The following is a 26,609-nucleotide window of genomic DNA, read 5'->3' as shown; positions in this document are numbered from 1 at the left end:
GCTGCCGAATCCCCTATTTTTGGATTAGCTTAAGAAATCTTCGTCGTCGTCGAGATCGTCGTCGAACTCCACATCCGCAAATTCATCCTGAATGCTTGCTCTGCCACCTAGGAACTCACCATCTTGCACCTTCACAACGTTGTTAAGACCAGCCGCGACACCGCGGTTACCTTTCGCGTCGAACGGATAGAAGTTCAAGCTGACCCGCGCATAGCATCCGCTGTATACTTCTGTGCTGTCCGTAATCTCTTGGAACTTCATCTTACCGTCCGGACCTTTACCGAGCGGCTTTGCGATGCCTGGCTTTTGTTTGCTCGTAGCATTCAGGAAGTAGTGGCCAGCGTATGCTTCGTCGTCTGGACGCTCTTCGTCACCGTCGCGAAGTGGCAACTTCAGGTTGGCCGGGATCTTCCCGCCCCACTTCGAGGTTTTTCCGATTTCTTTCGCCGCCTCAACCGCTGCTTTGATCTTGCGCAGCGTCTCTTTGTCGGACTTCGGAATCAGGATTGCCGTACTGTATTTCTCATCGCCGCCATCGGTGATTTGCGGTTCGAAAATATGCACATAAGAGAGTCGTACTTTTCCCGTGATTACTTTCGTTGCGTTGTTGTCGATTGCCATAATCTGTTTGCCTCCTTGATTTGATAAGTATATTACGGAATACATTGGCGTAGGCTATAATGGGAGAGTCTGTCCAATGTACTCAATTGAAAAAGAAAACTTACTCCAACTCGAAATCCTCGCTCGAGAATTCTTGCTCGATGCTGTTCAGCTCTGGACGCTTGTCCGTCTCCGGAACGAGTACCGGTTTGCCGGGCGGCTTGACAATCCAGTCGCCAATCAGAGCCGCCAGCTCTTTCTTTCCGATCCGCTTCTCCAGCTCACTGATGCCGAGCAGATCCACTTTTAGGTATTTTTCTTGTTCCAATCCGGCGGCCTTGAGGACAGCTAGGGCGGCATCTTTGTCGGTGATCTGCCGGTTACTTCGTCCCTCTACCAACTTCCACCCCGGAACTCGCTGACCGGCCTTGGCCTGCTCAAAGGCGTAGTCCTGAACATCTTTTGCCCAAGCCTGGAGCTGTTCGGCGATGAATAAGATGGAGCCGATTTCCTCGTTAGTCATCAACGCCGGATCTTTGAATTCGTATGCGAGTGCCTTCATGTTCTCCTCCGCTCTGGCTCGACAGTTTCCCTTGACCTTGCACCAGCGGCAATGGTCTCCTGCCTTGAATTCGCCCTCTCCTGCGAAGGCTAGCGCCGCAGAAGGCTTTACGACAGTCTCCGCCCACTCGATCAACTCATCGAGAGGCATAATGGCAGTGCTGATGTTGTCCAGACGAGGTTGAATGATAGTCATGCGAACCTCATGGATCGAGTAGAGCCAGTTGTGCGACCACCATGCGCCAAGTGCGTAGAGACGAATCTGCGGATTGCCTTGGGCGCTGACCGGAACTCCTTTTCCGTATTTGAGGTCAATGACCTCCAGCACGCCGTCAGAGATCAACACTACGTCCCCGGTACCGTAACCGTCAGGAACCCACTCGGAAAAGTCCAACCGTTCCTCCAGTAGTACTATCGCGTCACTGGATCTTGCCTTCGCTTCCATGAAGCGCTCACAAACGATCTCCACATACTCCTGGATGGCGTTCTCCATCTCGGGGCCGTAAAACTTGTTGGCTTTGATCTCCTCCAGCGCTTTATCCAGGCGATCCCGCTCTTTGGAATCACACGGAAGGATACGGCGTCTCAATTTGATTTCGGCCAACTCATGGGCGACAGTGCCCTCATCGGCGTACTCACTCCGCTTGTCAGGGATGCCCTCCTGCAGCCGGGCGCTAGGCGGGCAATTTATCCACTGCGCTGCCTTCGACGCACTCAGCAAGGCGTGAGAGCGTTCTGCATGTGCTGGTGTGCTCATAGTTCCTCCAGTGCAGCCAGGAAGGCAGCTCTTTTCTCTTCCGGAATATCGGAAATAGACTTGCTCTCGAATTTCTCCAGCAACGCTTTGATCGCTTTTTTGCCTTCCGGTGTTTTACCCTTCTCCTGTGCTTTGGCGCGGAGCTCAACGACTGTGGGAACATTTTCAGGCTCAGGCGATTCAGCGTTTTTATCTTCTGGCTCGTTCGCTGGTTCAGGATCTTGCTGCTTATCCGGTTTAGTCGTTGTTCTGTTAGTCCGTTTTGGCTTCTCCGGCTCTTCCTGAGTGGAAACTGTTGGTGCGTCCGGTTGAGGTGAAACTGCTCCACCAACGATACCCGCTAGTCCGGTAATAGCCTCCTGTAACTCCGCTGGACTACTTGCTTCAATATTCAATGTGATGTTCATACAAAATCCCCTCTTTCTTGGCACATGTATTGCAAAGACCCTCAAAACGGTCTTCGTCAGTAAGTTCATTAGCACACACGATGCAGTTCGGTTCTGATCGATTTTGCATTCGAACCGCCTCAATCTTCGTTTTGATTAGTTGACTCGAATTCAACCAGAACATTGTCCGCAACGCCGCTAAATGTTGATTCTTGATTACACATCGGGCATACTATCACGGAATGATCAATATCTTCGTGTGCTTCGACTGCAAATGTGGCGACACAGTCGGCACATTCGTAAACGTGAAATGGGATTTTTAATTTCATCCCTTCTTCACCTCACATGGTCAACATTTGGACAGCTCGTTCTTTCTTTCGGATGTATAAATTTTTGATATCTGTGGTAGAATAAGTTAGTAAACTTAATTCTCTCATCCACGGAGTAGGGGCTTAATCGTGTGCTAGACGATTAGGCCTTTTCCTTTTCCGCCCATTTATGTGGAAAAACGATTCGGCCAGCTTGAGCATGTGCAACGATGTAATCATCTACGTCCGTTATTCGGACTTCAGGAAACAAAGTCTTTTGTAGATTGATATACGACCAAACATCTTGCGGAGTTTCTAACTCAACTGCTGACGTCCAACCACCTCCTGCAGAATGTGGGATCCTGCAATATCCGTAGTACATCGACTCACCCCCTTTCAAAGACTTATCTAAGTGGATTTTTCTCTGTTTTTCTGTTACGATCTAATTACAAGTGTTTTCCCTTACCCTCAACTGGGTGGCTCGATGTAGGCGCATCGGGCCTCTTTTTATTGATAACCTCTTGAAATCGTTCATAAGTTCATCAACTCGTGCCTCTTGTGGAATAACTGCATCCTGTAGTCTGAGATCTCCTCTTGAACCTCACGCTTCACGCGCTCAGGAACACACGTTGTTTTTCGAAGAAACTCCTCGAGCTGAACGATATGACGCTGAATCTCTTCTGCTGTTTCGTACACTGCTTGTCCACCTCTTTATTCTGGTTTAGCCAGCATAGCGATTGCGAAGATCGCTGAAAATGAAAGGCAACAAATACCCACAAGGTAATTCCCAGATGTATAAGCAACTCCAGATAACATAGCGATCAGGAGTATGAGGATGATAGTAAGAACGTCCACGTTTCAAACCTCCTTCCAGGCTTGTCCATCCGCCTTATAGGCGGCTTGCTTTTGCAAGATGGCCGATCTTTCGGCACGCAGTTCGTTTATTCGTACGAGGATTTCCTCTTTTCTTTCAGAAGTTGTACCTCTTGCGCCGTATTCGGCAGAAAGCCTCGAGTGTTCTGAGGTGATCTCCACTAGGCGTTGGTCATCAGACTTGTAGATCCGGTTCATGAGTTTCCCTCCTTTCGTCTAAATCTTTTTGGAAGGACACAGCAACCTCTTCAACTACACTCTTTTTGAGAATTCCTTGCCTTTGAGCGCGAAGTATTGCTTGTACGCAAATCTTCGCGATTAACCTATGTGCTTCTGGCTTCAGATTCACATATTTCATGGCCTTCCCTCCCTTTATACAAAGGTATGAGAGGGTGTAAACGATCATGTAGTAATAAAACTCATGTATAATCACCCCATATTTAGTTAAAATTCACATTATGTTCGCATGTTGTTCGTGTTGCAATACGCAACAAAATAAGGTATTCTTACATACAGATCAATGGTTCTTGTGTATAACTATTTTTTTAATTGGAAATAATCATTTTATGGAGTTTTTGTTGCGATTCGAGACATTATTGTTCAAAAAAAAATTGTCCATTTAAAACCCAGAACATCTGCTATTTTCTTAGCTACCTCCACGCTAGGATTTCTCAAACCTGACTCGATCTGAGTATAGTAAGATCTGCTGATACCAGCCATATCAGCCAACTCTTGATGAGTCAAGTTGCGCTCAGTCCTTGCAGTGGTAAGCCAAGTTCTTTTCAAGATTTCACCACCTTTTTGATGCGAAACGCAACATGATTTTGTTTTCATTATAATGTTGCTTATCGCATCAGTCAACTACTTTTTGTTCTCTTTCGCAACTAAAATGTTGTTACCAATTTGAACCAGGAGGTTGGTATGATGCTTTACAACAGACTTGTTAAATTAAGAAAGGAGAAGAAAATAAGCCAGGAAGGCATAGCAAAAGCGCTTGGTATTCCTCGTTCAACTTATGCTCAATATGAACTGGGTCGAAGACATCCAGATTATGATGTAATTCAAAAAATCGCAGATTTCTTCGGTGTTTCAATAGATTATTTGTTCGGACGCGTGGATCATCCTGAAGTTGTTCTAACAGAAAGTGAAAGAAAATTATATGATTCGATCGGGGAAATGCCTATCGAGAAAATAAAACAGCTCTTCGAATTTCCGGATGCTACAGAAGAGGATGTAGACGATATACTTAAATATGTAGAATTTCTAAAAAGTAAACGACAACAAGAAAGCAGGTAATAACCTGCTTAGATTCTTGCATTAATATCCTGAAATGATACATTAGTAGATATTTTAAGTAAGAAGAATATTTATAAGAAGATCTTCTATTTAATTGTGACTTTTGTTGTTATTTTCTTGAAAAATTCAAGCAAAAGAACTAAATCCTTTTTACTCTCTTGGCTCGAGATTGTAACTACACCCTTACTCATCTTGGTCACCTTCCAAAACAACGAGAACGTACGTTCGTATTTTAATTTGATAATCGGATATTTGCTTGAATTTGTCAATGTGATTTATTGTAATTTGGAAGGTATTCAAACGCTTTCGTTATGTATCATCGCGCATTTTCTTTGTATAATCTCTTGAGTTTCCTTCCGCTATCCAATTAATTAAAGCTTGCTTACTAAAACGCCATTGATTACCGATCTTTCGTGCTGGTACATTTTCTTCCTGTAGAAGTTTCATCAAAACTTTGTCGCTAACTCTGAGAAACTCTGCAGCTTGTTTGAAATCTAGCAATTCATCTGTCATAATTTGTTCGCCCTCCCATCAGGACGAACGTACTACATTACCACCACCTTCCGCAAATCGACATAAAAACGACAGTATAAAAACAGTTATAAGCATATAATTAGCATGTTAATTCTAATCTTACTTATAAATACCAACAATGCAACGGTATGATTTCCCATAAAGGGTGATGAGAATGACAATTGCTATTTACGTTCGTGTAAGTACTGACGAACAAGCAGAGCACGGATTTTCAATAGAGAATCAAAAAGAACGACTTATCGCATATTGCAAATCACAGGGTTGGAACGAATATCGTCTTTATATTGACGATGGTTATTCCGGAACAAATATGGACCGCCCCGCTCTTCAACGTATGATCAAACATATTCAGCAAGGGAAGATACAAACGGTTATTGTGTACAAATTGGACCGTCTCGGCCGAAAACAAAAGGACGTGCTTTATCTTTTGGAAGATGTATTTGATAAAAACGGCGTTGCCTTCAAATCGGCTACAGAACCTTTCGATACATCGACCCCACTAGGTAAAGCCATGCTCGGGATCCTCGCTGTCTTCGCTCAGTTGGAACGAGATACTATCATTGAACGGACCACATCAGGACGTCGCCAGCGGATCCGCAAAGGACTTTGGTATGGTGGTCGCGTTCCATTTGGATATGAGTGGGACAAAGAAGCGCAAAGGTTAATCATCAATCCTGAACAAGCAGACATCGTTCGGAACATCTTCAAAATGTACCTGCAAGGACATTCATACAATTCGATTGCTGAGTGGGCTGCCGCTCGAACAAATGATATTTGTATTGACCATACTAGAGTCCGTGAGATTCTTATGCGCCCGATATACACAGGTAGAATGAATTTGCTTGGTGATTTGGTTGAAGGAAAACATGAGGCAATTATCAGTTTGGAAACTTGGAGAATGGTACACGAGGAAATGAGACGGAGGTTGGACGGTAAAACGCCAATGGGAACTTATTTGCTCTCCGGATTACTTCGTTGCGGCGTATGCGGAGGACCAGTCATACACATCTTCAAAAACAGCAGGAAAGGTCAAAAACGCTATTCTTATGAGTATTATGTTTGTAAATCTAAAAATGAGAGACCAAAAAATAGGACAAGCGACGAACCACCTTGTTCTTTGGATTTCAAAAAGAAAGACGTACTTGAAAAATGGGTGATTGAGCGTTTAAAGGAGCTCGCTCTTAAACCTGAAGATGTTAAGGATGAGATTTTGGCCAACAAAGAAGATTCAAATGGTACTGAAGGCTTATTGGACGATCTAAAAGAAAAACTTGAAGTTGTCGAACGCAAATTGGAACGTTGGTATGACGCATTTGAAGAAGGAATGCTTGATCCTATTCAATTGAAAAGTCGAATCAGGGGACTTGAAGAAGAAAAGAAAAAGCTCTTATTGCGTATCGAAGAAATCGAAGATGATTTACCAAGCAGGGATCGTACAGGGGAAGTAATCGAATATCTCCAAATGATTGGTCAATCCTGGGATTTTATGACTTTAGACGAACAACAAGCAATCTTACGCGCAGCCATCGATAGAATCATTCTTCATCCTGACCGGGATCCGGAGATCTTCTGGAACGTTTGATTTTTTTCATTTGAAAGGTTATTTGTCTTTCCGAATGACCAATGGCTGAAACGTGTAGGCATACCGTATGCCCCGAACGTATAAATAATGTCAGCCGGGCAAATTTCAAAACGCATATCATAAAAATCAAGCCCGAACGAACGGGCGATTTCCATCATTTGCTCGATTGACTTTTCCAATATCTTGATTTCCTCTTTCGTCATACCCGTTCCCCCTTACGATACCTGTTGTTTGGTATCGCTCGTAAAGAAGGTTGTCAGCGCTTTATACACTTCACTTTTTTCCCGGATCAGCACGCTTCTGAACTTAGGATCATGAATATGCTTGAATGCGTTCATCAACGTAGAATTGCGGTTGTATTGATTCACTTCGCCATAACCAAAAATATTGCATTTTTCCATTAATTGTTTAACGATACGCACACATTTTTCGTTATCTGATGTCAAGTTATCGCCATCCGAGAAATGGAATGGATAGATATTGAATTGGTCAGGATGATAACGTTTATCCACCAGTTCAAGAGCCAGTGCGTACGCCGAGGAACAGATAGTTCCCCCGCTTTCCCCTTTTGTAAAAAAATCTTCTTCCGATACCAGTTTCGCTTCCGTATGATGGGCGATAAACTGGATATCGACATGTTCGTATTTCGTCCGCAAGAAGCGAACCATCCAGAAAAAGAAGCTGCGCGCGATATACTTTTCAAATGTCCCCATCGAACCTGACGTATCCATCATCGCCAATACGACAGCATTACTGCGAGGGACTTTGACTTCTTCCCATGTCTTGTATCGCAGATCATCAGGGGAGATTCCGTGCAGACCCGGTTTGCCGTTCAAGGCGTTGCGTTTCAATGTTTCCATGATGGTTCTTTTCTTATCTACATTGCTCATGATGCCTTTTTTGCGCACATCATTAAAACGTATATCATTTGTTTGCAACTGATCCTGCTTTTTGCGTTGCAAGTTAGGCAATTCTAGATCCTGAAAGAGGATATTTTCCAATTCTTCAACGGAGATTTCCGCTTCATAATAATCTTCACCCGGTTGGTCACCGGCTCCCTGGCCTTTCCCCGGTCCCGCCTGTGCATCTCCGCCGTCCCGGGCAATCACATCACCGACCGATGATTTTCCGTTGCCCTGTCCAGCATGTTGTTGTTTATTGAAATTATAGCGAAAACGATATTCATCCAGGGAACGGATAGGCACTTTGATAATCTGCTTGCCGTCAGTCATGATGATGCTTTCCTCACTTACAAGATCTGCTAGATTTTTCTTTATCGCCTCTCTTACTTTTTCTTGATGTCGCAACTGATCCTGGTGGCCTTTACGATGAAGCGACCAATCCTCCTTGGAAAGAATAAATCCAGGAGTGTTCATCATGATCGTTCCCTCCTTCCCTTGTTTACTCTATTTTATGCGTACAAGGCTTCATTTGAGACGAACAACAGGACTTATCGGAATTTTTTTATAATTTCCAGGAAGTAGCATCACATGCCTCAAGCGACTCCATCAGTGAAGGATTCAACCCTATTTCAATCTGCCTATATGGAGAAAGAGGCCGGCTCGCACATGCGAAAGCCGGGCCCGGCAAATTAACGGTTGAGAAGACTGCCTGTATAACGCAATAGCTCATTCGCGCAAACGGGGCAATACCCATGTTCATCGATCAGTCTTGCAGTCACCTCATTGATTTTCTTGAGCTGTGTCGCATCAGGGGTTTTCGTTGATGTGGTGATCTTCACGACGTCTTTAAGATCGGCAAAAAGTTTCTTCTCAATCGCTTCACGCAATCGTTCATGGGAGTTGTAATCAAATTTTTTCCCTCTTCGCGCATATGTGGAAATCCGGATTAAGATCTCTTCACGGAACGCTTTTTTCGCGTTTTCTGAAATTCCGATCTGTTCTTCAATCGAACGCATCAATTTTTCATCTGGGTCGATCTCTTCTCCCGTGATCGGATCCCTCAGCTTCTGCCAATTGCAATACGCTTCAACGTTGTCGAGATAGTTTTCGAGCAATGTTTTGGCCGATTCTTCATACGAATAGACGAATGCTTTCTGTACTTCTTTCTTCGCGATTTCATCATATTCTTTTCGTGCGATCGAGATAAAATTGAGCAAACGTTCACGGTCTTCCTTGGTAATAGAAGCGTGTTGATCAAGCCCTTCTTTCAATGCCCGCAAGACATCCAGTGCATTGATGCAAGGGGTATCGCGACGAATCAGAGCACTCGAAATACGATTGATCACATAGCGCGGATCAATACCGCTCATTCCTTCATCCGGCGCTTCCGATCGTAATTCCTGAACGTCTTTATCCTTATATCCCTCGACCAATTCCCCATCATACAGGTACATTTTTTTCACAAGATCCATACCCTGTTTTTTCGATTCTTTCAATCTCGTCAAGACCGAGAAAATCGATGCCGTACGCAATGCGTGCGGGGCGATATGCACATCCTTCAGATCGCTCTGTTTGACCAATTTTTCGTATATTTTTACTTCATCGCCAACGCGCAGATTATAGGGTATAGGCATGACAATCATGCGGGACTGCAACGCTTCATTTTTCTTATTGGAAATAAACGCTTTATATTCACTTTCGTTGGTGTGTGCAATGATCATCTCATCGGCGGATATCAACGCGAATCGGCCGGCTTTGAAATTTCCTTCCTGCGTGAGGGAAAGCAGATGCCAGAGAAACTTTTCGTCACACTTTAACATCTCTTGAAACTCCATCAGTCCACGATTCGCTTTATTCAATTCTCCATCGAACCGGTAAGCGCGCGGATCTGATTCGGATCCGTATTCGGAAATCGTCGAGAAGTCGATGGATCCCGTGAGATCGGCGATATCCTGCGACTTGGGATCCGACGGAGAAAATGTTCCTATGCCGACGCGGTCTTCTTCCGAAAAGATCACTCGTTCAACCAAAACGTTTTCAATCTGGTTGTTATATTCTATTTGCAATTTCAAACGACAGGATGGACATAAACTTCCTTCAATGCGTACACCAAATTCTTTCTCGAATTCGGGACGCAATTCTACGGGAATCAGATGCAACGGCTCTTCATGCATCGGGCAACCTTTAATTCCGTATAAAGCTCCCGCTTCCGTTCGTGTGAATTGCTCCAATCCTCTTTTTAACATCGTGACGATCGTCGATTTCCCACCACTAACAGGCCCCATCAAAAGGAGTATCCGCTTGCGCACGTCAAGTCGTCTTGCCGCTGAATGGAAATATTCTTCCACGAGGCGCTCAATCGCTTCGTCCAAACCATAAATTTCCTTAGAAAAGAAATTATATCTTTTTTTACCATCTTTAGTGGTTTCGATCCCGGCAGATGCGATCATATCATAAATACGGGAATGGGCCGTGTCAGCGACTCTGGGATTTTTACGGACGATTTCCAGATAGTCTAGAAATGTACCTTCCCAGGCCAATGATTCTTCTTTTGCCCGGTAGGCGCTTAAACGACTTACAATGTCCATCATTTCTCCCCCTTTTCGTTCGGGCCCGTGCCCTTGAACTGTGCCGGGTACTCCTTTTTTTCCTACATTATTCTAAAGAACAGGTAGTTAGTACCTCATGTTGAGAAAAGATCTGTTCCGTATTTTATATCTATGCCAGGCTCATTCGACAGTTGACTCCTCCGTTTTTGCTGTTTACTGTAGATTGTAGAGCTGATGAGTTCAGAGTGAAGGTGAAAAGCGCGTGCGAATGAGTAAATCCAGCAGGATCTTTCAGGCGGCGGTCGATGTTTTTTCGGAAAAAGGGTTTGACAAAGCGACGATGGACGATATCGCTACAAGAGCCAATGTAGCGAAAGGCACGATCTATTACCATTTTAAAAGCAAGGAAGATCTCTTTCTCTTCCTCGTTCAAGAAGGGATGGAACTTTTGAAAGAAGCGGTTCAAAAGAAGATCACGCCTGAAATGAGCGGAAAAGAGAAGATCGCCGTCACGATCCATGAGCAACTTGCTTTCTTTTCGGTGTATAAAGATTTCTGTATTATCCTTTTGCGGGAAGCGTGGGGTGAACACGAGAGACAAAAGCGTTTTCGCCGATTGCTCCGTGATTATACAAAATATATTGAATCTTTCATCCGTCAAGGGATGGAAGAGAAAGAATTTCAAGTCGGTGACCCGGAAATGGTTGCATGGGCGATATTCGGCAGCCTCTCAATCCCTGCGTTGCACGTGATATTGGGCGGGCAGACCATTGATGTGGAAAAGATGGAAGAGCTATTGCATCCGTTTATTTTTCAAGGATTAACCCGTTTTTCTTAACCTTTTAGAAAAAATACGCGCCGAACCTATCAGAATGAAGTGCGGCGCTTTTTCTTCCCTTCCTTTATATGTTCTTCCTTTTTCTTCTCCTGATGTTCCTGGGCTCCTATGCGTATCTGACTGGAATGATCCATCGTATTGACAATAAGATGGGTAATTCGGTATTTGATTTTCACGAATGTAACCCCTCCAGATATTCAACCGAGCGTGTAAGGTGTTCCACCCTCATTTCGATGTTCCTCATCTTTATCTCAAGAAGTTCAACTCGCTTCTTCACGTGTTGCAGTTCTTCTATAAGATCGGCAGGTTGTGCGGGTAGCATCCATTCATTTCCTTTGCTGTCATCTCCTTTCCCAATCCCCCTGCCTACCTCATTCCCCAAATGTACCCCCAAGTCCAGTGTACCGTTATCCAGTTTCTCTACGATAAGATTCTCGATGCGGTATTCGACTTTATCTACTCGAACGGGTGTCGATTTCTTGTGAACCTGTTCTTCGATATCATACAGACGCTTTTTAATCGCGATCAATTCGAAATTCCAGGGATCTACCATGAAGCAGTCCTCCTCATTCAAAGAGGATCGGAACATGCTGTCCTTTTTTCCAACTCTGATCGTTTTGATCTTTTAACAGACGTACCTCCAATATTCCCTGCCGATACCTTGCCTTCATTCGATCGGAACGGATGGGAAAAGGAAGGTTCACTGCTCGCTCAAACGCTCCATAGCGAATCTCGGATAAAATAAATCGATCCCTTCCAATATGTCCATATCGAGACGGTAAACTTCCGCTGATCTTCAGTTGACGCCCTTCTACATATAAGTTCACATCCGACTCGCTCTGCAAGCCTGGGATTTCCGAAACGACCACCACCTCCGAACGGGTATGAAAGACATCGATCCTCGGCCATTGATTCGTTTTTTGTCCATTGAATATGTCCGAACCGAACGGGATGTGGTTCATCATCGGAAAGTTGGGTTGAGGGATCTGGATGAGTTTGCTCACAAAATCATCGCCGAATACTTGTCTCAGCTGTTCCGTCATGTGTCCCAAATTCTTCAACGGTTCAAAAGGATTATCATTCATTCGTGGGTCACCTCCTGCTTTTACCGTATGCAGGTCGCCCATTCACGGTGCTTGATTTCCCCGCATAGGGTATCCTGGGAAGGAGGTGTTTCTCAATGGCACGCTTGCCCACTCGTCCCGGACGTACACGAATTGTAACGGGAATATTCTTCAATGATCCTTTTTTTGCTTCTCTCTCGCCTCCCCCTCTCGCACAGATGGATCCTTGCTTTCAAGAGTGGCTAACCGCTAACCATTTGGCTCAATACCTTACGATTTGCCAGGGGGAAGGAGCGAAAACAGAAGCTTGCAATCAACTCCAGACTCGCTATATTGAAGCAGCTCGTGCTTATGCCGACTGTTTGGATCGAACGTATGGACTGGGATTATTCAAACCCGTACCTCATCTTGGAAGGTGATAGAAGATCATAAAATGCAGGATGCCCTCTTTTAATGTTTCCACCATCTTTTGCTGGTATTTCTCGTCCATAAGATTGGCGAATTCATTGGGGTTCGATAGATATCCATACTCCACGAGAACACTTGGAATCTCGGGTTTCCTGATGATGTAGAACTCTTTTCCTTTCTCGGGAGAATGAAACGATTGAGTCAATCGATTTAAACGTGTCTGCAGTTCGGAAGCCAAAAGATAGCTTTCGGGTGACGATAATTGGTAAAAGACCACAGCCCCACGACTTTTGTTCGTACCGTGGTTGCCATGGAGACTGATCATGATTGTCGCTTGTTTCTGCCTGGCAAACTCAACTCGCCCGAAGAGATCGCGTTTATGTCTCCCCCAGCCGCGGTCATGAGGAGCATATTTCGTCACATCTTCATCCTTCTCTCGGGTTAACTCCACGGTTAACCCGTGTTTTTTTAACTGGTCGGCTAATTTTTTGGCAATGATTAGGTTCAAGTCTTTCTCCAACACAGTACCGTCCGCATTCTGCGTTCCGCCATCGATCCCGCCATGTCCCGGGTCGATTACGATCACCGGTGTTTTGAAGGTTGAGGCATATACAGGATGTGCCATCAAGAACAATGAGAGAAAACATCCGAGAATGGCGAACACTTTGTTACACCTCCCACTCTACATTCTCATTACGGTGGAAAGGAAACCATAGGTTATACTTTCCCTGAAATAAAAAAAGATACACCTTTTGCTTAAGAAAAACGCGAAAGGATGTATCTTTTTTCCATCATCCATCCCCTTGTTCAGGCGGTTCCGGAGTGGGAAGCAGTTCCGGTGATACGGGAGCAGGGGATGACGGAGTCCCGTTTTCTGCAGATCCTTCTCCCGCCGGAACCGGTGCGGCAGGATAGTATTCTCTAACATCCCTTACTTTCGTGTAAATCATACCGCTGCTACCTATCTGGAGAATCGATGCATTCGAGATGGAGTTCACTCGCAGGTTTCCGATCATAATTTGTTGTTTCACTTTCATAAAGGTGCACCTCTTTTTATAAACCGGCCATGTTTTCATCATTAATATCTTGATCATTCGTATTCGTTGAACTGACGACGTTATAAGTAGCTGGAAAATCTCCCGTATTAAACGAACCCGAACCGGCGTATGTTTTCGATGCGGCTTTTGGAGCAATAACACCCACGTCACCAATATGAACGACCCCGCCCGACGATACGTTGACCACTTTAAACGTTCCCAGGATGGCAGGCACTTGCACACCACCTTTTTTATGACACTGCTTTCACCTAAAGGTAGCCACCCTTGCAGCAAGCGGCGGCGCCATCAGAGGATGAAAAGTTTCTTATGCGGAAGTTTAAGGTTGCCTTTTGAAACTGAGTGGCTTTTGGGTGGGTTGTATCGCTTTGCAGCGCAGAGGTGAGTTGAAGGTCGTTCCGCAACTACTGTTAAGAATCCGAGCGGAACGTCCTTCATCGAACCCAAGCGCAAAGTGATACACCCACCCAAGCACGAGTATTCAAGATAGCTCTCTTCAATGTACGCAACTTAGGCGTTTTTGGTACCTTTTAACCTCTTAGATCGTACACTATTATCACAATCAACAAAGGTGGTGAAGATATGCCTGCGATCGTCGGAGCGTTTAAAGTGGTTACTGTAGGGGGAGTTCTGCAGACAGGCGATTCCGCTTATATCGTTCCCAAAACATTATCCAAAACATATGTAGGTTCCGGAGCGTTCAATACGGGAGATGTCGCGCGAACGATGTCCATTCTCAATACCACAAATACAAATGACCAAGATGTCAATGATGCAAACCAACGGACAGCTTTTTAAATGGGTGTATGAAAAAAAGTAGAACCAAACGTGTCTTCGTCAAGCATTTTTCTTGTTTAGGGATCATTTTCGGAGGTGTCGTGCAGGTGGGAGACGTAGGTACTGTCTCTCCCTTTACGATCGCACGTGCAGTAGGTGGGTTTCGCGGAGCCCCCAGTTTCACGACGATGGAACGCGCCGCTCCTACCAAGACCCGTCTGCATTATGCAAATCAGCGTGATACCGATAACAATGATCTCAACATATATGGTGAACAGCTACCCAATCCATAGGAGGGGAATTCGATGAGCAGGCGCAGGCATCGCGCCAGAATCAAAATGGATATTACAAACGGGGATCTTCTGATTTCTTATTTGAAAGTGAACTCCGTATCCAACTCCGGCACGGTGATTCTCGGGGATGCTGAAAGAATTACTCCGAGAGCCGTCACGTTCACCCGAGGGGTAACACCGGAAACCGTATTCGCACCATCAGGTCCAGGCGGTCCTACCGGTGCTGTCGGTGTAATTCGTTAAGCGATACGAAAAGCCAGCTGAAAGAGGATATCCTTTTTCGCTGGCTTTCTGTATTCTACCCTTCGTTATCGCGCAGCAATGTATCTTTTCGCAGATCGGCACAACCGCAGTCTTCGCTCAGAGGTGTATCCTTCATCGCGTCGATGAGCATGCGAGCGATCGCCTTCGATTCGTTGTAAAAAATATCTTTCAGCACCTCATGCTCCCAATCTTTCACGATCCCTTCGGCATAATTCACGACCATGTCGAGACGCGCGTAACATGCCCCTATTTCCCGAGCAAGATACACTTCCGGGCACATGCTCTGACCGACGACATCGGCACCGAGGATTTTCAATGCTTGTACCTCGGCTACCGATTCGAAATGACGTCCGTCCGTATTGGCATAAATGCTGCGATCAAATACACGGCCGATCGGGTTTTGTTCTGCAGCCCGAACCAACCGCTTGCGTCCGTGCGGACAAGTCGGCTGCCTCATGATGAGAAGGTATGGGCCGCCCAAACCGACATCCACTCTCATCGAGCGATCGATGTAGTCGGTCGGAACAACGATATCTCGCGTACGCAAGAGATGGTTGATGGCGCCGACCCCACCTTCCGCGTAGATCTTCTTAACACCTGCCTGGGCGAATACCCAGAACAACTGTTGGGAAGCGACTGCACGAGTCACTTCATTCGGCCGCCAACCGTGCATTTTGACGGTGAGAACCTCCTTGTCTCCTAAACGAAACAACTTGAATTTCGGGCTTGTCCCATAGGGCGTGTCAAAAACAAGACCGTCAGCAAGTATTTCACAATCGGGTAATTCAAGATCTTCCGGAAACCGTATGGAAAAAGTGCTCGATCCGCCTATGATTGCGTACGGCGTCCTTGGAATTTGTTGATTGCTCATATACAAAATCGACTCCTCTCATTGGGAAATTAACGCAACCCGGGAAAATTCAGTTGGCGCAACGCTTCAAATACAACGATCGCAACCGCGTTGGACAAGTTCAGAGAACGAGCATCGGCCCGGATCGGAATGCGGATACATGTATCCATATTCTCTTGTATCAGTTCATCCGGCAAGCCTTTTGTCTCCTTGCCGAATACAAAAAAATCGTCTTCACGATATTGAAACTCACTGTACCAACGTTTCGCCTTGGTCGTTGCATAAAAAAAACGGCCGTTCGGATATTTAGCCTTCAAGTCATCGAAGCTGTCATGATAGTGTAAATCGAGCAGGTGCCAGTAATCGAGGCCCGCCCGCTTCAAATGCTTATCATCTGTAGAAAAACCAAGCGGTCTCACCAGATGCAAAGTGATACCTGTTGCCGCACATGTGCGTGAGATATTTCCCGTGTTCGCCGGGATCTCCGGCTCTACCAAAACGATGTGCATGATGTACCTCCGTTCATCACCAAATCTATATTTAGAGTACAAATTGAACTCCCTTCTTGCAAGTCACAGGAAAACATAAAATCTTGCAAGCCCCACTGACTTCGTTTGGTTACTTCGGCAGAACTGGAAGGCAGATGCCCAATTTTTGAACATTTACCTAGTGAGGGAAATATGTTGTGTATGGCAGATGAAGAAAACTTTAAGGGAGGAACCGTGCGTGTATCCAGTTCAAGGGAGAACCCATGCAAGTTATCGCCAAGCGGAATCGTTTCATCAAACGGAAGCTTTTCAAAGGTTGTCTGTGGAAATCGAACACCTGGTTGAGCTTGTTAGAGAAAGCCAATTCAATCAACACGAGTTTATGACGAAATCCTACGAACTGTTGAGAGAATATGCACGCGATGTGGAGCAGGTTCAGGCAGATGTACGAAGCTTTCTGGAAAAAGCGAGATTTATGGGCGTCCGTTCCGACGAGGTCAATCAAATTCTTGAAAAACTAGATGCAATAATTTTCAAATTAGGGAATCAGGGATCGATTGATAATTCTCACGAAACCATAACCTATTCGGATATCATCGATTGGCCACAAGGACACGGGGGATTCCTGGGTTGTAAAGAGTTTGTTACAGACGTTTCTGCTGTACAAAAAGAAAGTTCGACACAGGCAATTAACAAAAGAGAACTTGAGAGCCAATCACAATTCCGGAGCGAAAGTCATTCACGGGCAAGAAGTGAAAGTATGAGTCGACTGCAAGAAAGCGACAGTTTCAGGCGAGAAAGCCCTTCCCGTCTCGCCCGCGAAAGTTACATGGGTCGTGAAAGTCGTACACAGAATTCATAAAAAGAAACCCAACGATCGATTTTCTTGCCGGGAAAGAGGGATTTTCATGAAACGTGATCAAATGCCTGACAATTGGGAACCGTACCCGAGTAAATTTTCTGAAATCAATAAACCACAAAGCGTTTTAAGAGAGATGTTCAACGAAGTAGAGAAGTGGTTTCATCCCAATCATTTGGAAAAAGTGTTTGAAGAGTTTAACAACCAGGTAAAAGTTGAAGAGACGGACGACGCATATCATATTTCCGTGTTCCTCAAGAATGTAGAACAACCGAACGATATCGATGCGCAATTTGTTGATGGCCACTTGCGCTTGCGACGCACCGTACAAAAAGAAGCCAAAACCAACAATGATCAAGGTGCGATGTGGCAGAGTTATTATGAACATTTTGAAAGGGTCATCCCCATAGAAAAACCCGTTCGATGGCAAAACCGTGAAGTGCGCGTGCAAAAAAGGGTATGGACGATCCGCTTGCCGAAACGATAACCTCTTTGAAGAGGAGCCCTGGATTTCCGGGGCTCTTTCCCATTCATGAACCATCTTAAAACGTATCGAGAATGTGATAAAAACGGTATTGCGTTCTCTCCGTATACGCGTAACTGTCCTGGTAGTCCCAATACCTGCGGTGGCTGGCGACCGTATGCGCGTTGACGAGCGGCATCCCCTGGTTATCAAAATCAACGACGACCGTATTATGTTGCCAGCGTCCGTCACCATCCCAATCGTAACAGATCACATCCCCGATTTTGAGCTGGGAAGGGTGTTCGACCCTCTGCGTTCGGCGCGAATGTTCCAAGTACAAGCGCAAAGCGTTGGCAACCGCCCAGCTGAAACTCCATGTATCATGAGTTCCTCCCTTATGTCTGTACCACCATCCCCGATCCCTGCGCGCATGGAACTCCATCGGGAAACCGCCTGCCGCTATCACTTGTGAGACATAGTTTGTACAATCCACTTGAAATTTGAGATAGCCCGGGTTGAAACCGTTCCACCAGAGTTCCGCGTACTTGAATGCTCGAAGACGGTCATACGTCCCCCGGTATTCATTCGTTTCATAAAGCAGAGATGGCCCGTCTGTAGCAATCAAGGAACCCGTCGTTTGTTTGTTTTCAAACTCAATCTGTACGTCATGGATTTTCCAAATGTCCTCATTTATTAAGTGCAGACGGATGTTCTGCGACCGTGCGGTCGATTCGATTTCTCCTGCCTGTTGATAGAACCATAATTTATGTTCGCGAAGATCGAGTGTACATTCATGATCTTTACAGTGTGCTCGCAGAATTTCCAGGCGGGTTTTGCTTCCCCGATACGTACACCCTCTTTGTTCCGCTGCACGCCCCAATAGTTGTATATCTTTTATGATTCTTTGCCGGACATGCCCGTCGAGAGAAAATGAGAGTAATTCTTCTACGTCTCCGGTGATCCACGCGCGATTTCTCGCGGCAAAAAAAGCTTTGACGAGCGTTCTCCACCTTTCTTCCAAACATGTGTCCCCCTTCTCGATGATGAATGTCTACTTTATTCTTACGTGCAAATGAAGAATCAATCACCTAAAAATCGAAAAGGTCTTTATCTTTTACGGAAAATGATATACTATATAGTGGAACGTAGTTTCGTAGCACGAAACCTCGTTCTATGTAAGGAGGGGGTTACGGTGACGGATAAGGAAAAAGGAACGGTTCGGGCTGTTGAACGGGCATTGGATATCCTTCTTTGTTTTGCGGGAACCGAGACGGAACTCGGTTTGAGTGATATCGCCAAGAAAGTCAATTTACATAAAAGCACCGTTCATCGCCTGCTCTCTTCTCTGGAGAATAAAGGATTTATTCGACGCCACCCTCACACTGACAAATATCGCCTCGGTTGGAGTGTACTTGAGTTAGTCAGCAATGTCTATCAATCGGATGATCTTTCATCGATCGTCGTTCCAGAAATGACACGCTTGCGTGATTTGCTCGGTGAAACAATTTCTTTATATATTCGTGCAGGCAATGAGAGGATTCGCATACAAGCGGTCGAGAGCAATCAGCCGGTTCGTCGGGTAGCCAATATTGGCAGACGCCTGCCATTGTATGTAGGTGCATCAGGGAAAATTCTCTTAGCTTGGGATGACAGGGAATCTGTCTTGCAACTGTTCGACGACCCATCATGGCCGCGTGACCTGGATCGTGAAGAATTCCTGGTTTCCCTTGACAAAGCACGTGCAAACGGGTATGCCGTCTCTATCGAAGAAAGGGAACCAGGTGCCGCCGCTGTAGCCGTACCGATCTTTGACCGCGATGGTACACTCATTGCTTCTTTATCCGTTTCTGGCCCTGTAGGGCGTTTCACAAATGAGGCGGTGAAGCGTTTTGCCGAAGCGGCCAAACGTTCGGCAGACATGATCATGAAGATGCTCAAGAGATAATGGCTTTCATCGGTTTTCTAAACCTAAACGTTTTACTAAGAAGGACAAAACCGGCCGAGCAATGCTAGGAGCGGCAATCAAGAGCATTTGGTAATGGATTGTACGACAGATGTACACACTATCGGGGAAATATTGACCTTTCATCATATAGGTAATCAAGTGAAGCAAGAGGTGATACGCAGTGGAAAAGAAAACGGTAGTTGTTATGGAAGGTGACCAAACCGGACAAGAGCTTTTGGAAGAAGCTTTGCGGGTGCTCGATCCTTCCGTAACGGGTGTTGATATCGAGTTTAAACACTTTGATTTATCTTTGGAAAATCGCCGTGCAACCAATAATCAAGTGGTTCATGACGCGGCAGCCGCTATGTGCCAATATGGTTATGGCATTAAAGCAGCGACGATCACCCCGGAAGCAAAGGGAGATGTCGGCTCCCCCAATGCGATTCTGCGTAAGGGAATCGACGGTACGGTCATTATCCGTACAGGCAGAAGGATTCCGGGTGTAAATCCGTTGCCGGGTGTGCACGCACCGATTTCCGTCGTCCGCATGGCCGTCGATGATGCATACGGTGCCAAAGAATGGCGAGAAGGCGAAGGTCTCGATGAGATCGCTTACCGCACAGAAAAGATTACTCGCCGCACCTGCCGGGGCGTAGCCGAATTTGCATTCATTCAAGCACGCAAAATGAAAGCAAAAGTGTTTGGTGGTCCGAAATACACGGTCTCTCCCGTCTATGAAGGGATGCTGAAAGAAGAAATGGATCGTGCCGCCGAAAAGAACAAAGATGTACGCTATGATCCTCAACTCATCGATGCAACATATGCTCTTCTTTTGAACACATCCGGGGAACCGTTAGTGATTCCCGCATTAAATCGTGATGGGGATTGCCTCTCAGACCTCGTTCTTCAAATGTTTGGATCCATTGCAGGTTCTGAATCTCTTCTCATCTCTTTCGATGAAAATTACAATCCTAAAGTCGTGATGGCGGAAGCACCACACGGAACCGCACCTGCTCTTTACGGCAAAAACGTGGCGAATCCGATGGCGATGATCTTAGCCGGTGCCGCATTGCTCACGTACTTTGATACGGATGAAGCGGAACGGGCGTCCCGTGCGATCTATGAAAGTACGTTGGAGGCCATCGTTGAAGGCATTCGTACAGCCGATTTAGGTGGTTCCACGAGCACCACCGACTTCACCGACGAAGTCATCCGCCGGGTGAAAACCAAACTGGAAGTCTGGTCCGCACTCGCATAATCAGTCAAGATTCGTTACACGGTCGTACATTCTACGATTGCATTCGCATCGTAGACATGGACGACCGTTTCATTTTTTAAAAAACGCATAGTCTTGAAGTGAATGTACAAACTATGAATCGAATCCATATATACCGAGGAGGAGTACGACTATGTGGAGCTCGATTCAACAAGATCTAAACCAAATTCGACAATTATCGCAACGCCTCGCACAAAATGAAGCGAGAAACACCCAAATTTTAAATCAATTGAGTTCACAAGAATCGAATGCTTCATCGCAACTTCAGCAGATCATCCAAATTTGTAACCGTCTCGAACAAGCGGTTGCCTCAACGAGCCAAACTTCGTTTGGGCCATCTGGTTTTGCACAGCCTCATTATGCAGCAGGGGCAATTTCCCAAGTCATGCAAGCGGATCGACAGTATGCTCCCAATGAAGGACCTTCCGTCACCAACTATAATGTACAAGGAGCTTATCAACAACAATACCAAGGAACTCGTCAAACCTCCGTCAATCAAAACGCTTTACAACAGGTATTGCGTGCAGACCGTCAAGCCAATGCGAATGAGGGACCGTCGTATACGAACTATAATGTGCAAGGCGGTGCTTACCAAAGCCAATATCAAGGAACCATGGGACAGTCTTCGGTTAATCAAAACGTTTTACAACAAACGTTACGTGCCGACCAACAATTTGCTCCCAACGAAGGACCTTCCGTCACCAATTACAACACACAAGGCGCTTATCAACAAAATTATCAAGGAACTGCGCAATCCTCTGTCAATCAGAACTCTTTACAGCAAGTTCTGCGCGCTGACCGTCAGTTTGCTCCCAATGAGGGACCTTCCGTCACCAACTATAATGTACAAGCCGGTTATCGCGGTTACCAAGGAGCTACCGGTTCGTCTTTCGTCAATCAAAGCGCTCTGCAACAGACATTGCAAGCAGACCGACAATCCGAAGAAGGACCTTCCTATACCAACTATAATTAAGAATGATATACCTGATTTCGCCGCTCCAACTGGAGCGGTTTTCCTTTCCCTCAAACCACTTTTTTGTGATTCGCATTCTTGAGAACTACCGCGGGAAGCATCACGGAAAAACAGGTTCCTTTCCCTTTCTCGCTCTCCACATATATTTTCCCGCCCATGGATTCGATGATCTGGTAAGAGACCATCAAACCTAAACCTGTTCCTTTTTCTTTGGTCGAATAAAAGGGGCTGCCCAATCGACCCAGCTCCTTTTTACTCATGCCCACTCCCGTATCGATCACATCGATCCTTATAAATTCCTCATGTTTCGAAGCGATGATCTGCAACGTACCGCCTTGTGGCATTGCCTCAATTCCGTTTTTAGTGATATTGATCAATACCTGCGTGAGCTTATGTGAATTCCCGCGAATACATAAATGATCCTGTGAGTATGTACGGATGACGACTCCATTAATTAACGCGAATGATGAGATAACACTCGTAACCTGATGAAGCAATTGACCGACATAGATCGTTTCCGTCTTCTCTAATTGAGGCTTTGCCAACGACAAATAATCGTTAATAATCGACTCAGCCCGATCGAGTTCCTGAATGGCCATATTCATATATTTCCGATTTTGCTCATCTTTTTCCCGTTGACTCAACAGTTGCATGAATCCGCGGGCAACTGTCATCGGATTGCGAATCTCATGAGCGATCGAAGCGGCTAGTTCACCGATGACATGCATCTTCTCCGCATGCTGCACTTCAACCTTCATTACTTTGTTTTCCAAAATCACTTCGATTAAGTAATGTGCCAGCCATGCAGCTAACACGTTCATAAACATATAAACGAGGAAAAATGACAGAATTCTTCTATCATAATCCTCAAAACGAATGAGTCTGATCATGATGACCAAGGATGTTTGCAGCATGGTAAGACCGATCACGATGGTTTGCTTATAAAAACGATTGAATTGATGAAACCGATAACTGAAGAAAATGGTGAGTACGATGACCCAAGGATAAGAAAACAGAGTCGTGTAAAAACCGTCATCCCCCAAATAATACCTATATCCCAATAAAATCCCTGCCAGGAATACCCCTGTTTTGTAGCCGCCGTACAAAATTCCTATCAGAAGAGGAATGAAACGCATATCATATATATGTCCCGGGAGCACGGTAGATGGAAATGTCATGCATAAGACAATTGAGATTGCTGAAGATAACGCGATAGATACCCGCTCCATTTTCCTATTATGAAAATGATAGGAGAATGTCGGAATAATCGTCATAATAATGATAAAAATATTAATAATGAAATCTTTAATGACCAAGTGATCACCTCTTCCCAACTCATCAAACCTCGCTGTGTGTGCCATCACATCCTTATTTGAACTTATCAATAGTTGTTCATTAGATAATATGTTCGTGCCAAATTTTCAAAATCCTTTGTATGTATTCAATAAAATTGCATCCCCTGAATCTAGGGGATGCATTGTGAACCGTTCTTCAACTCGTTCCTTCATAACCGGTTTGGGGTATCGAATCTACTCCGTTCTTGGAATCATCGATGTGATTATCGACCGTCCCCTCTCGGTACGCATCCATCACTTGTACGTACGTATACATGAGAGCCCCTTCATCATGTTCCTGATCCTTCGTCATGCGATTCACTTCTTTTGATTCTTTGCCTCCGACGACTTGTGCCGCGCGTAAAAGCGCTTCATTATTATACCCCTGTCCGGCATAGCGCTCTTCCTGCATCTTACTCCCTCCTCTTTCGTATCATTACTTACTGACGATATGAGTCGCGCGCCCCAGCGCCGCTTCCGCTGCCTCCATGACCATTTCTCCCAATGTGGGATGTGCGTGAATCGTAAGTGCCAAATCTTCTAGGGTCGCTCCCATCTCGACGGCCAGACCGAGTTCCGCGATCAGATTGGAAGCTTCCGGGCCTACAATTTGGGCCCCAAGCACAATGCCGCGCTCTTTCTCTGCGACAATTTTCACAAATCCCTCGCTGTCATGCAGAGATAATGCTCTTCCGTTTGCCGCATAAGGAAACTTGCCTGAAATCACTTCATACCCTTTTTCTTTGGCTAGATTCTCATCAAGGCCTACGGAAGCCATCCCAGGATCAGAGAAGACGACGGCAGGAATCGCTTTGTAATCTACAATACTGGGATGGCCAGCAATCACTTCCGCGGCAATCTTTCCTTCATAAGAAGCTTTGTGAGCCAGAGCGGGTCCCGGAACAATGTCCCCGATCGCATAAATTCCCGGGACGTTGGTTTTGCACTGATTGTCCACTTCAATCAACCCGCGATCATTTACTTTCACACCGGCCACATCAAGTCCGAGGTTCTCTGTATTCGGAACCCGCCCTGCGGTTACCAACAAGTAGTCTGCCGTGACTTGCTTCGTTTCATTGCCTGTCTCGAAAGTAACCGTTACTTGATCATCCTGTTGAATGGCTTCTTTCGCTTTCGCATTCGTATAGACATCAATACCTGATTTTTTCAGTCTGCGTTCCACCCACCGAGTCATCTCCGCGTCAAATCCAAGCAGGATCCTTTCCGCTCCTTCCAAGACGGTCACCTTTGCGCCAAACTTGGCAAACATCTGTCCCAGTTCGACTCCGATGTAACCGCCTCCAATTATGACAAGGCTCTTGGGGATCTCTTGCAGAGATAACGCTTCCGTCGATGAGAGGATACGTCCGCCAAAAGGAAACGCTTTAAGCTCGACTGGCCTTGAACCTGTAGCGATAATACAGTGATTAAATCGGTAACGCTGTACTTCATATCCTTTGAAAACGCGTATCTCATTTGGACTGACGAACAGCGCCTCCCCCTCAAGGATCTGTACCTTACGGGATTTAAGCAGTGATCCCACACCGCTCGTCAGTTTATCGACCACACTCTGTTTCCAAGTCTGTATCTTGTCCCAATTGATGTGCACCCCTTGTACAGAGAAGCCGATATCTTCACTATGTTTGATCATTTCATGGCGATGGGCCGCCGCGATAAGAGCCTTTGAAGGAATACACCCACGATTCAGACAAACACCGCCAAGCTCGCCTTTTTCTATAAGTGTCACCTGTTTTCCCAACATGGCAGCGTGTATGGCCGCTACATAACCTCCCGGCCCCGCACCGATCACCATGACATCCACATCTTGTGAAAATTCACCCACAACCAATTCCTACACCCCCAGAACGAGCATGTCCGGGTCGGACAGCAATTGTTTGATCATATTGAGGAACTGTTGAGCGGTTGCTCCGTCGATCAAGCGATGATCAAAACTGAGGGACAGAGCGAGTACGTCCGCGACTGAGATCTCATCATCTGTAATGATCGGTTTCTTGGAAATCCGACCCGTTCCTAGTATCGCTACCTCCGGGTAATTGATGATCGGGGTGAACAGGTATCCTCCGGCAGAACCGATGTTCGTGATGGTAAACGTACTCCCTTTCAATTCATGAACCGCCAAGCTCCCTTCTCTTCCCCGGGAAGCCAAATCTTGAATCTCCTTGGCGATCGTCCACATATTTTTGCGATCCGCATCTTTCACGACCGGGACGATCAACCCGTTTTCCGTATCGGTAGCGATCCCAATATGGTAATTTTTCTTAAAGATGATTTCTCCTTTCTCATCGTCGAGAGACGCATTGAGGACAGGAAACTCTCGCAACCCTGCAATGACCGCTTTGACGATAAAAGGGAGATACGTCAATTTGATACCTCTCTCCTCCGCAAGCGGTTTGGCCCTTTTTCGTACCTCCACCAACTTTGTCACATCAACTTCATCCATGATCGTCACGTGAGGTGCTGTATATTTCGACTTCACCATCGCATGGGCGATCGACCTGCGGATTCCTCTTAACGGCACACGTTCTTCCGCTGTCTCCATAGAAGTTGCATCTGCGGCGGGTTTCTCCACCTCCGCAGTGGCGACCTGTGCTGATTCTGCTTCTTTCGAGTCGGAAACGTTCCTAGCCTCCCGTATGTCAGCTGCCGCTTTGTCTACATCTTCACGCGTGATCCGCCCGTTCGGACCTGTTCCCGCAATCCGTGCGAGGTCGACTCCTTTTTCACGAGCGTATTTGCGCACGCTCGGTGTCGCAAGAATTTCCTTTCCCGTCATATCTTCAGTCGCCGGTTGGCTGGTTGGGGCAGGTGGTTGCACTTGAGCGACAGTCCCTGTCTCTTGATTGGGAGCAGCTGGTGGTTCCCCCTTCTCGATTGCCGGTTCCGCCTGTTCCGGTGCTACCCCTTCCGCTTCGAACGTGAGCAGCACCTGCCCTACGGTGGCTACCTGCCCTTCGGCCACTTTAATCTCCAGCACTTTCCCTTTCACTGGGCTGGGAAGATCGACAACCGCTTTATCATTTTGAACCTCGACGATCGGTTGATCTTCTTCGACTACATCACCTGGCTTGACAAGCCATTTTACAATTTCTCCTTCATGAATTCCTTCACCGATATCCGGAAGTTTAAACTCAAAGGCGGCCACTCCAACACCTCCTATCCCGATAATGTGTAGTTTGGTGGGCGTATGCTTTGCGTTCGTGCTCCGTGGAGATCGTCTCAGTGGGTATATGCTTTGCGCTCATGCTCCGTGAAGGTCGTCTCGCACAGAATAAGATCAGATGTTGCGAGACGACCTTCAAAGTCGCTATTACGCGCAAAGCATATCCCCCATAACGTCCATTAGGTAGCGAGAC

The 26,609-nt window shown here is 46.0% G+C and carries 37 protein-coding genes and 1 pseudogene; 12 read left to right on the top strand and 26 right to left on the bottom strand.

Annotated elements, in window-relative coordinates; translation table 11 throughout:
* Positions 1-24: 24 nt before the first annotated feature.
* From DNHGIG_RS13265 to DNHGIG_RS13225, 9 genes are all read right to left on the bottom strand, one after another.
* A complete protein-coding gene (locus tag DNHGIG_RS13265) occupies positions 25-621 on the bottom strand; it encodes a DUF2815 family protein (RefSeq protein ID WP_282200033.1) in 597 nt (198 codons plus the stop codon).
* Between the two features lie 100 nt (positions 622-721).
* Positions 722-1,918 carry a DUF2800 domain-containing protein gene (locus tag DNHGIG_RS13260; RefSeq protein WP_282200032.1) on the bottom strand — a complete coding sequence of 399 codons (1,197 nt, stop codon included), beginning with the start codon at positions 1,916-1,918 and terminating at the stop codon, positions 722-724.
* Complete coding sequence (locus DNHGIG_RS13255) at positions 1,915-2,325, bottom strand: hypothetical protein (protein ID WP_282200031.1); 411 nt, start codon at positions 2,323-2,325, stop codon at positions 1,915-1,917. Before DNHGIG_RS13255 ends, DNHGIG_RS13260 begins: the two co-directional genes overlap by 4 nt.
* A 119-nt stretch (positions 2,326-2,444) precedes the next feature.
* Positions 2,445-2,633: a hypothetical protein gene (locus DNHGIG_RS13250; RefSeq protein ID WP_282200030.1), complete on the bottom strand. Its 189-nt coding sequence runs from the start codon at positions 2,631-2,633 to the stop codon at positions 2,445-2,447.
* A gap of 142 nt (positions 2,634-2,775) precedes the next feature.
* On the bottom strand, positions 2,776-2,994 hold the full coding sequence (locus DNHGIG_RS13245) for a hypothetical protein (RefSeq protein ID WP_282200029.1): 219 nt from the start codon (positions 2,992-2,994) through the stop codon (positions 2,776-2,778).
* Between the two features lie 329 nt (positions 2,995-3,323).
* Positions 3,324-3,467 carry a hypothetical protein gene (locus DNHGIG_RS13240; RefSeq protein ID WP_282200028.1) on the bottom strand — a complete coding sequence of 48 codons (144 nt, stop codon included), beginning with the start codon at positions 3,465-3,467 and terminating at the stop codon, positions 3,324-3,326.
* Between the two features lie 3 nt (positions 3,468-3,470).
* Positions 3,471-3,683, bottom strand: a complete 213-nt coding sequence (locus DNHGIG_RS13235; RefSeq protein ID WP_282200027.1) for a hypothetical protein — start codon at positions 3,681-3,683, stop codon at positions 3,471-3,473.
* Positions 3,661-3,843: a hypothetical protein gene (locus DNHGIG_RS13230; RefSeq protein ID WP_282200026.1), complete on the bottom strand. Its 183-nt coding sequence runs from the start codon at positions 3,841-3,843 to the stop codon at positions 3,661-3,663. The genes DNHGIG_RS13235 and DNHGIG_RS13230 overlap by 23 nt, the downstream gene beginning before the upstream one ends.
* 242 nt (positions 3,844-4,085) lie before the next feature.
* Entirely contained in the window at positions 4,086-4,271 is a 186-nt protein-coding gene (locus tag DNHGIG_RS13225) for a helix-turn-helix transcriptional regulator (RefSeq protein ID WP_369414712.1), read from the bottom strand.
* Positions 4,272-4,409: 138 nt separating this feature from the next.
* Here DNHGIG_RS13225 and DNHGIG_RS13220 point away from each other — a divergent pair, with 138 nt between their 5' ends.
* Entirely contained in the window at positions 4,410-4,781 is a 372-nt protein-coding gene (locus tag DNHGIG_RS13220; RefSeq protein WP_282200025.1) for a helix-turn-helix domain-containing protein, read from the top strand.
* Between the two features lie 309 nt (positions 4,782-5,090).
* Here the strand turns inward: DNHGIG_RS13220 and DNHGIG_RS13215 are convergent, their stop codons facing one another.
* Positions 5,091-5,294: a helix-turn-helix domain-containing protein gene (locus tag DNHGIG_RS13215; protein ID WP_282200024.1), complete on the bottom strand. Its 204-nt coding sequence runs from the start codon at positions 5,292-5,294 to the stop codon at positions 5,091-5,093.
* A 175-nt stretch (positions 5,295-5,469) separates the two neighbouring features.
* Here DNHGIG_RS13215 and DNHGIG_RS13210 point away from each other — a divergent pair, with 175 nt between their 5' ends.
* On the top strand, positions 5,470-6,897 hold the full coding sequence (locus DNHGIG_RS13210; RefSeq protein WP_282200023.1) for a recombinase family protein: 1,428 nt from the start codon (positions 5,470-5,472) through the stop codon (positions 6,895-6,897).
* Positions 6,898-6,914: 17 nt separating this feature from the next.
* On the opposite strand, the pseudogene DNHGIG_RS13205 reads toward DNHGIG_RS13210, so the two are convergent.
* The 3 genes and pseudogenes from DNHGIG_RS13205 to DNHGIG_RS13195 all read right to left on the bottom strand — a co-directional run.
* Positions 6,915-7,100: pseudogene (locus DNHGIG_RS13205) on the bottom strand (SpoVR family protein); the annotation flags it as partial.
* Positions 7,101-7,112: 12 nt separating this feature from the next.
* Positions 7,113-8,273 (bottom strand): sporulation protein YhbH, encoded by a 1,161-nt coding sequence (gene yhbH / locus DNHGIG_RS13200; RefSeq protein WP_282201425.1) that lies wholly within the window; start codon positions 8,271-8,273, stop codon positions 7,113-7,115.
* A 215-nt stretch (positions 8,274-8,488) separates the two neighbouring features.
* Positions 8,489-10,387, bottom strand: coding sequence for a PrkA family serine protein kinase (locus DNHGIG_RS13195; protein WP_282200021.1), 1,899 nt, complete (start codon positions 10,385-10,387; stop codon positions 8,489-8,491).
* A gap of 229 nt (positions 10,388-10,616) precedes the next feature.
* On the opposite strand from DNHGIG_RS13195, the gene DNHGIG_RS13190 reads away from it, so the two are divergent.
* Positions 10,617-11,186, top strand: a complete 570-nt coding sequence (locus tag DNHGIG_RS13190) for a TetR/AcrR family transcriptional regulator (RefSeq protein WP_282201424.1) — start codon at positions 10,617-10,619, stop codon at positions 11,184-11,186.
* A gap of 29 nt (positions 11,187-11,215) precedes the next feature.
* Here DNHGIG_RS13190 and DNHGIG_RS13185 read toward each other — a convergent pair whose 3' ends face one another.
* The 3 genes from DNHGIG_RS13185 to DNHGIG_RS13175 are packed head-to-tail and all read right to left on the bottom strand — an operon-like array spanning position 11,216 to position 12,271.
* On the bottom strand, positions 11,216-11,362 hold the full coding sequence (locus DNHGIG_RS13185) for a hypothetical protein (protein ID WP_282200020.1): 147 nt from the start codon (positions 11,360-11,362) through the stop codon (positions 11,216-11,218).
* Complete coding sequence (locus tag DNHGIG_RS13180) at positions 11,359-11,739, bottom strand: hypothetical protein (protein WP_282200019.1); 381 nt, start codon at positions 11,737-11,739, stop codon at positions 11,359-11,361. The genes DNHGIG_RS13185 and DNHGIG_RS13180 overlap by 4 nt, the downstream gene beginning before the upstream one ends.
* A 13-nt stretch (positions 11,740-11,752) precedes the next feature.
* Positions 11,753-12,271, bottom strand: a complete 519-nt coding sequence (locus DNHGIG_RS13175; protein WP_282200018.1) for an Hsp20/alpha crystallin family protein — start codon at positions 12,269-12,271, stop codon at positions 11,753-11,755.
* Between the two features lie 95 nt (positions 12,272-12,366).
* Here DNHGIG_RS13175 and DNHGIG_RS13170 point away from each other — a divergent pair, with 95 nt between their 5' ends.
* Positions 12,367-12,669 carry a hypothetical protein gene (locus DNHGIG_RS13170; protein WP_282200017.1) on the top strand — a complete coding sequence of 101 codons (303 nt, stop codon included), beginning with the start codon at positions 12,367-12,369 and terminating at the stop codon, positions 12,667-12,669.
* Here DNHGIG_RS13170 and DNHGIG_RS13165 read toward each other — a convergent pair.
* From DNHGIG_RS13165 to DNHGIG_RS13155, 3 genes are all read right to left on the bottom strand, one after another.
* Entirely contained in the window at positions 12,654-13,322 is a 669-nt protein-coding gene (locus tag DNHGIG_RS13165; RefSeq protein ID WP_282200016.1) for an N-acetylmuramoyl-L-alanine amidase family protein, read from the bottom strand. The two genes, DNHGIG_RS13170 and DNHGIG_RS13165, sit on opposite strands and share 16 nt — an antisense overlap.
* A 127-nt stretch (positions 13,323-13,449) precedes the next feature.
* Positions 13,450-13,695, bottom strand: coding sequence for a spore germination protein GerPB (locus DNHGIG_RS13160; protein ID WP_282200015.1), 246 nt, complete (start codon positions 13,693-13,695; stop codon positions 13,450-13,452).
* A 16-nt stretch (positions 13,696-13,711) separates the two neighbouring features.
* On the bottom strand, positions 13,712-13,930 hold the full coding sequence (locus DNHGIG_RS13155) for a spore germination protein (RefSeq protein WP_282200014.1): 219 nt from the start codon (positions 13,928-13,930) through the stop codon (positions 13,712-13,714).
* A 365-nt stretch (positions 13,931-14,295) separates the two neighbouring features.
* Between DNHGIG_RS13155 and DNHGIG_RS13150 the strand changes: the two genes are divergently transcribed.
* From DNHGIG_RS13150 to DNHGIG_RS13140, 3 genes are read left to right on the top strand one after another with little or no spacing between them, the layout of a single operon-like run.
* Positions 14,296-14,511 carry a spore germination protein gene (locus tag DNHGIG_RS13150; RefSeq protein WP_282200013.1) on the top strand — a complete coding sequence of 72 codons (216 nt, stop codon included), beginning with the start codon at positions 14,296-14,298 and terminating at the stop codon, positions 14,509-14,511.
* 8 nt (positions 14,512-14,519) lie between these two features.
* A complete protein-coding gene (locus DNHGIG_RS13145) occupies positions 14,520-14,783 on the top strand; it encodes a hypothetical protein (RefSeq protein WP_282200012.1) in 264 nt (87 codons plus the stop codon).
* 12 nt (positions 14,784-14,795) lie between these two features.
* Complete coding sequence (locus DNHGIG_RS13140; RefSeq protein ID WP_282200011.1) at positions 14,796-15,026, top strand: hypothetical protein; 231 nt, start codon at positions 14,796-14,798, stop codon at positions 15,024-15,026.
* A 55-nt stretch (positions 15,027-15,081) separates the two neighbouring features.
* Here DNHGIG_RS13140 and DNHGIG_RS13135 read toward each other — a convergent pair whose 3' ends face one another.
* Entirely contained in the window at positions 15,082-15,918 is an 837-nt protein-coding gene (locus tag DNHGIG_RS13135) for an MTAP family purine nucleoside phosphorylase (protein ID WP_282200010.1), read from the bottom strand.
* A 29-nt stretch (positions 15,919-15,947) separates the two neighbouring features.
* A complete protein-coding gene (gene trmL, locus DNHGIG_RS13130; protein WP_282200009.1) occupies positions 15,948-16,406 on the bottom strand; it encodes a tRNA (uridine(34)/cytosine(34)/5-carboxymethylaminomethyluridine(34)-2'-O)-methyltransferase TrmL in 459 nt (152 codons plus the stop codon).
* A 217-nt stretch (positions 16,407-16,623) separates the two neighbouring features.
* On the opposite strand from trmL, the gene DNHGIG_RS13125 reads away from it, so the two are divergent.
* Positions 16,624-17,247: a hypothetical protein gene (locus tag DNHGIG_RS13125; protein ID WP_282200008.1), complete on the top strand. Its 624-nt coding sequence runs from the start codon at positions 16,624-16,626 to the stop codon at positions 17,245-17,247.
* 46 nt (positions 17,248-17,293) lie between these two features.
* Positions 17,294-17,731 carry an Hsp20/alpha crystallin family protein gene (locus tag DNHGIG_RS13120; RefSeq protein WP_282200007.1) on the top strand — a complete coding sequence of 146 codons (438 nt, stop codon included), beginning with the start codon at positions 17,294-17,296 and terminating at the stop codon, positions 17,729-17,731.
* 55 nt (positions 17,732-17,786) lie between these two features.
* On the opposite strand, the gene DNHGIG_RS13115 is transcribed toward DNHGIG_RS13120, so the two are convergent.
* Positions 17,787-18,728 (bottom strand): amidase domain-containing protein, encoded by a 942-nt coding sequence (locus DNHGIG_RS13115; RefSeq protein ID WP_282200006.1) that lies wholly within the window; start codon positions 18,726-18,728, stop codon positions 17,787-17,789.
* Positions 18,729-18,899: 171 nt separating this feature from the next.
* Here DNHGIG_RS13115 and DNHGIG_RS13110 point away from each other — a divergent pair, with 171 nt between their 5' ends.
* From DNHGIG_RS13110 to DNHGIG_RS13100, 3 genes are all read left to right on the top strand, one after another.
* Positions 18,900-19,652: an IclR family transcriptional regulator gene (locus DNHGIG_RS13110; RefSeq protein ID WP_282200005.1), complete on the top strand. Its 753-nt coding sequence runs from the start codon at positions 18,900-18,902 to the stop codon at positions 19,650-19,652.
* A gap of 181 nt (positions 19,653-19,833) precedes the next feature.
* On the top strand, positions 19,834-20,910 hold the full coding sequence (locus tag DNHGIG_RS13105) for an isocitrate/isopropylmalate family dehydrogenase (RefSeq protein WP_282200004.1): 1,077 nt from the start codon (positions 19,834-19,836) through the stop codon (positions 20,908-20,910).
* Between the two features lie 151 nt (positions 20,911-21,061).
* Positions 21,062-21,901: a hypothetical protein gene (locus DNHGIG_RS13100; protein ID WP_282200003.1), complete on the top strand. Its 840-nt coding sequence runs from the start codon at positions 21,062-21,064 to the stop codon at positions 21,899-21,901.
* 50 nt (positions 21,902-21,951) lie between these two features.
* On the opposite strand, the gene DNHGIG_RS13095 is transcribed toward DNHGIG_RS13100, so the two are convergent.
* The 4 genes from DNHGIG_RS13095 to DNHGIG_RS13080 all read right to left on the bottom strand — a co-directional run bounded on the left by DNHGIG_RS13095 (position 21,952) and on the right by DNHGIG_RS13080 (position 26,398).
* The gene (locus DNHGIG_RS13095; RefSeq protein WP_282200002.1) at positions 21,952-23,217 is read right to left on the bottom strand and encodes a sensor histidine kinase; all 1,266 of its coding nucleotides are present in this window, start codon (positions 23,215-23,217) and stop codon (positions 21,952-21,954) included.
* 175 nt (positions 23,218-23,392) lie between these two features.
* Positions 23,393-23,647: a hypothetical protein gene (locus DNHGIG_RS13090; RefSeq protein WP_282200001.1), complete on the bottom strand. Its 255-nt coding sequence runs from the start codon at positions 23,645-23,647 to the stop codon at positions 23,393-23,395.
* Positions 23,648-23,671: 24 nt separating this feature from the next.
* On the bottom strand, positions 23,672-25,084 hold the full coding sequence (gene lpdA / locus DNHGIG_RS13085; protein WP_282200000.1) for a dihydrolipoyl dehydrogenase: 1,413 nt from the start codon (positions 25,082-25,084) through the stop codon (positions 23,672-23,674).
* 3 nt (positions 25,085-25,087) lie between these two features.
* The gene (locus tag DNHGIG_RS13080) at positions 25,088-26,398 is read right to left on the bottom strand and encodes a dihydrolipoamide acetyltransferase family protein (RefSeq protein ID WP_282199999.1); all 1,311 of its coding nucleotides are present in this window, start codon (positions 26,396-26,398) and stop codon (positions 25,088-25,090) included.
* Positions 26,399-26,609 lie beyond the last annotated feature (211 nt).

The organism is Collibacillus ludicampi (assembly GCF_023705585.1).
Lineage (GTDB): Bacteria > Bacillota > Bacilli > Tumebacillales > BOQE01 > Collibacillus > Collibacillus ludicampi.
This window is presented reverse-complemented; position numbering and strand designations above follow the sequence as displayed.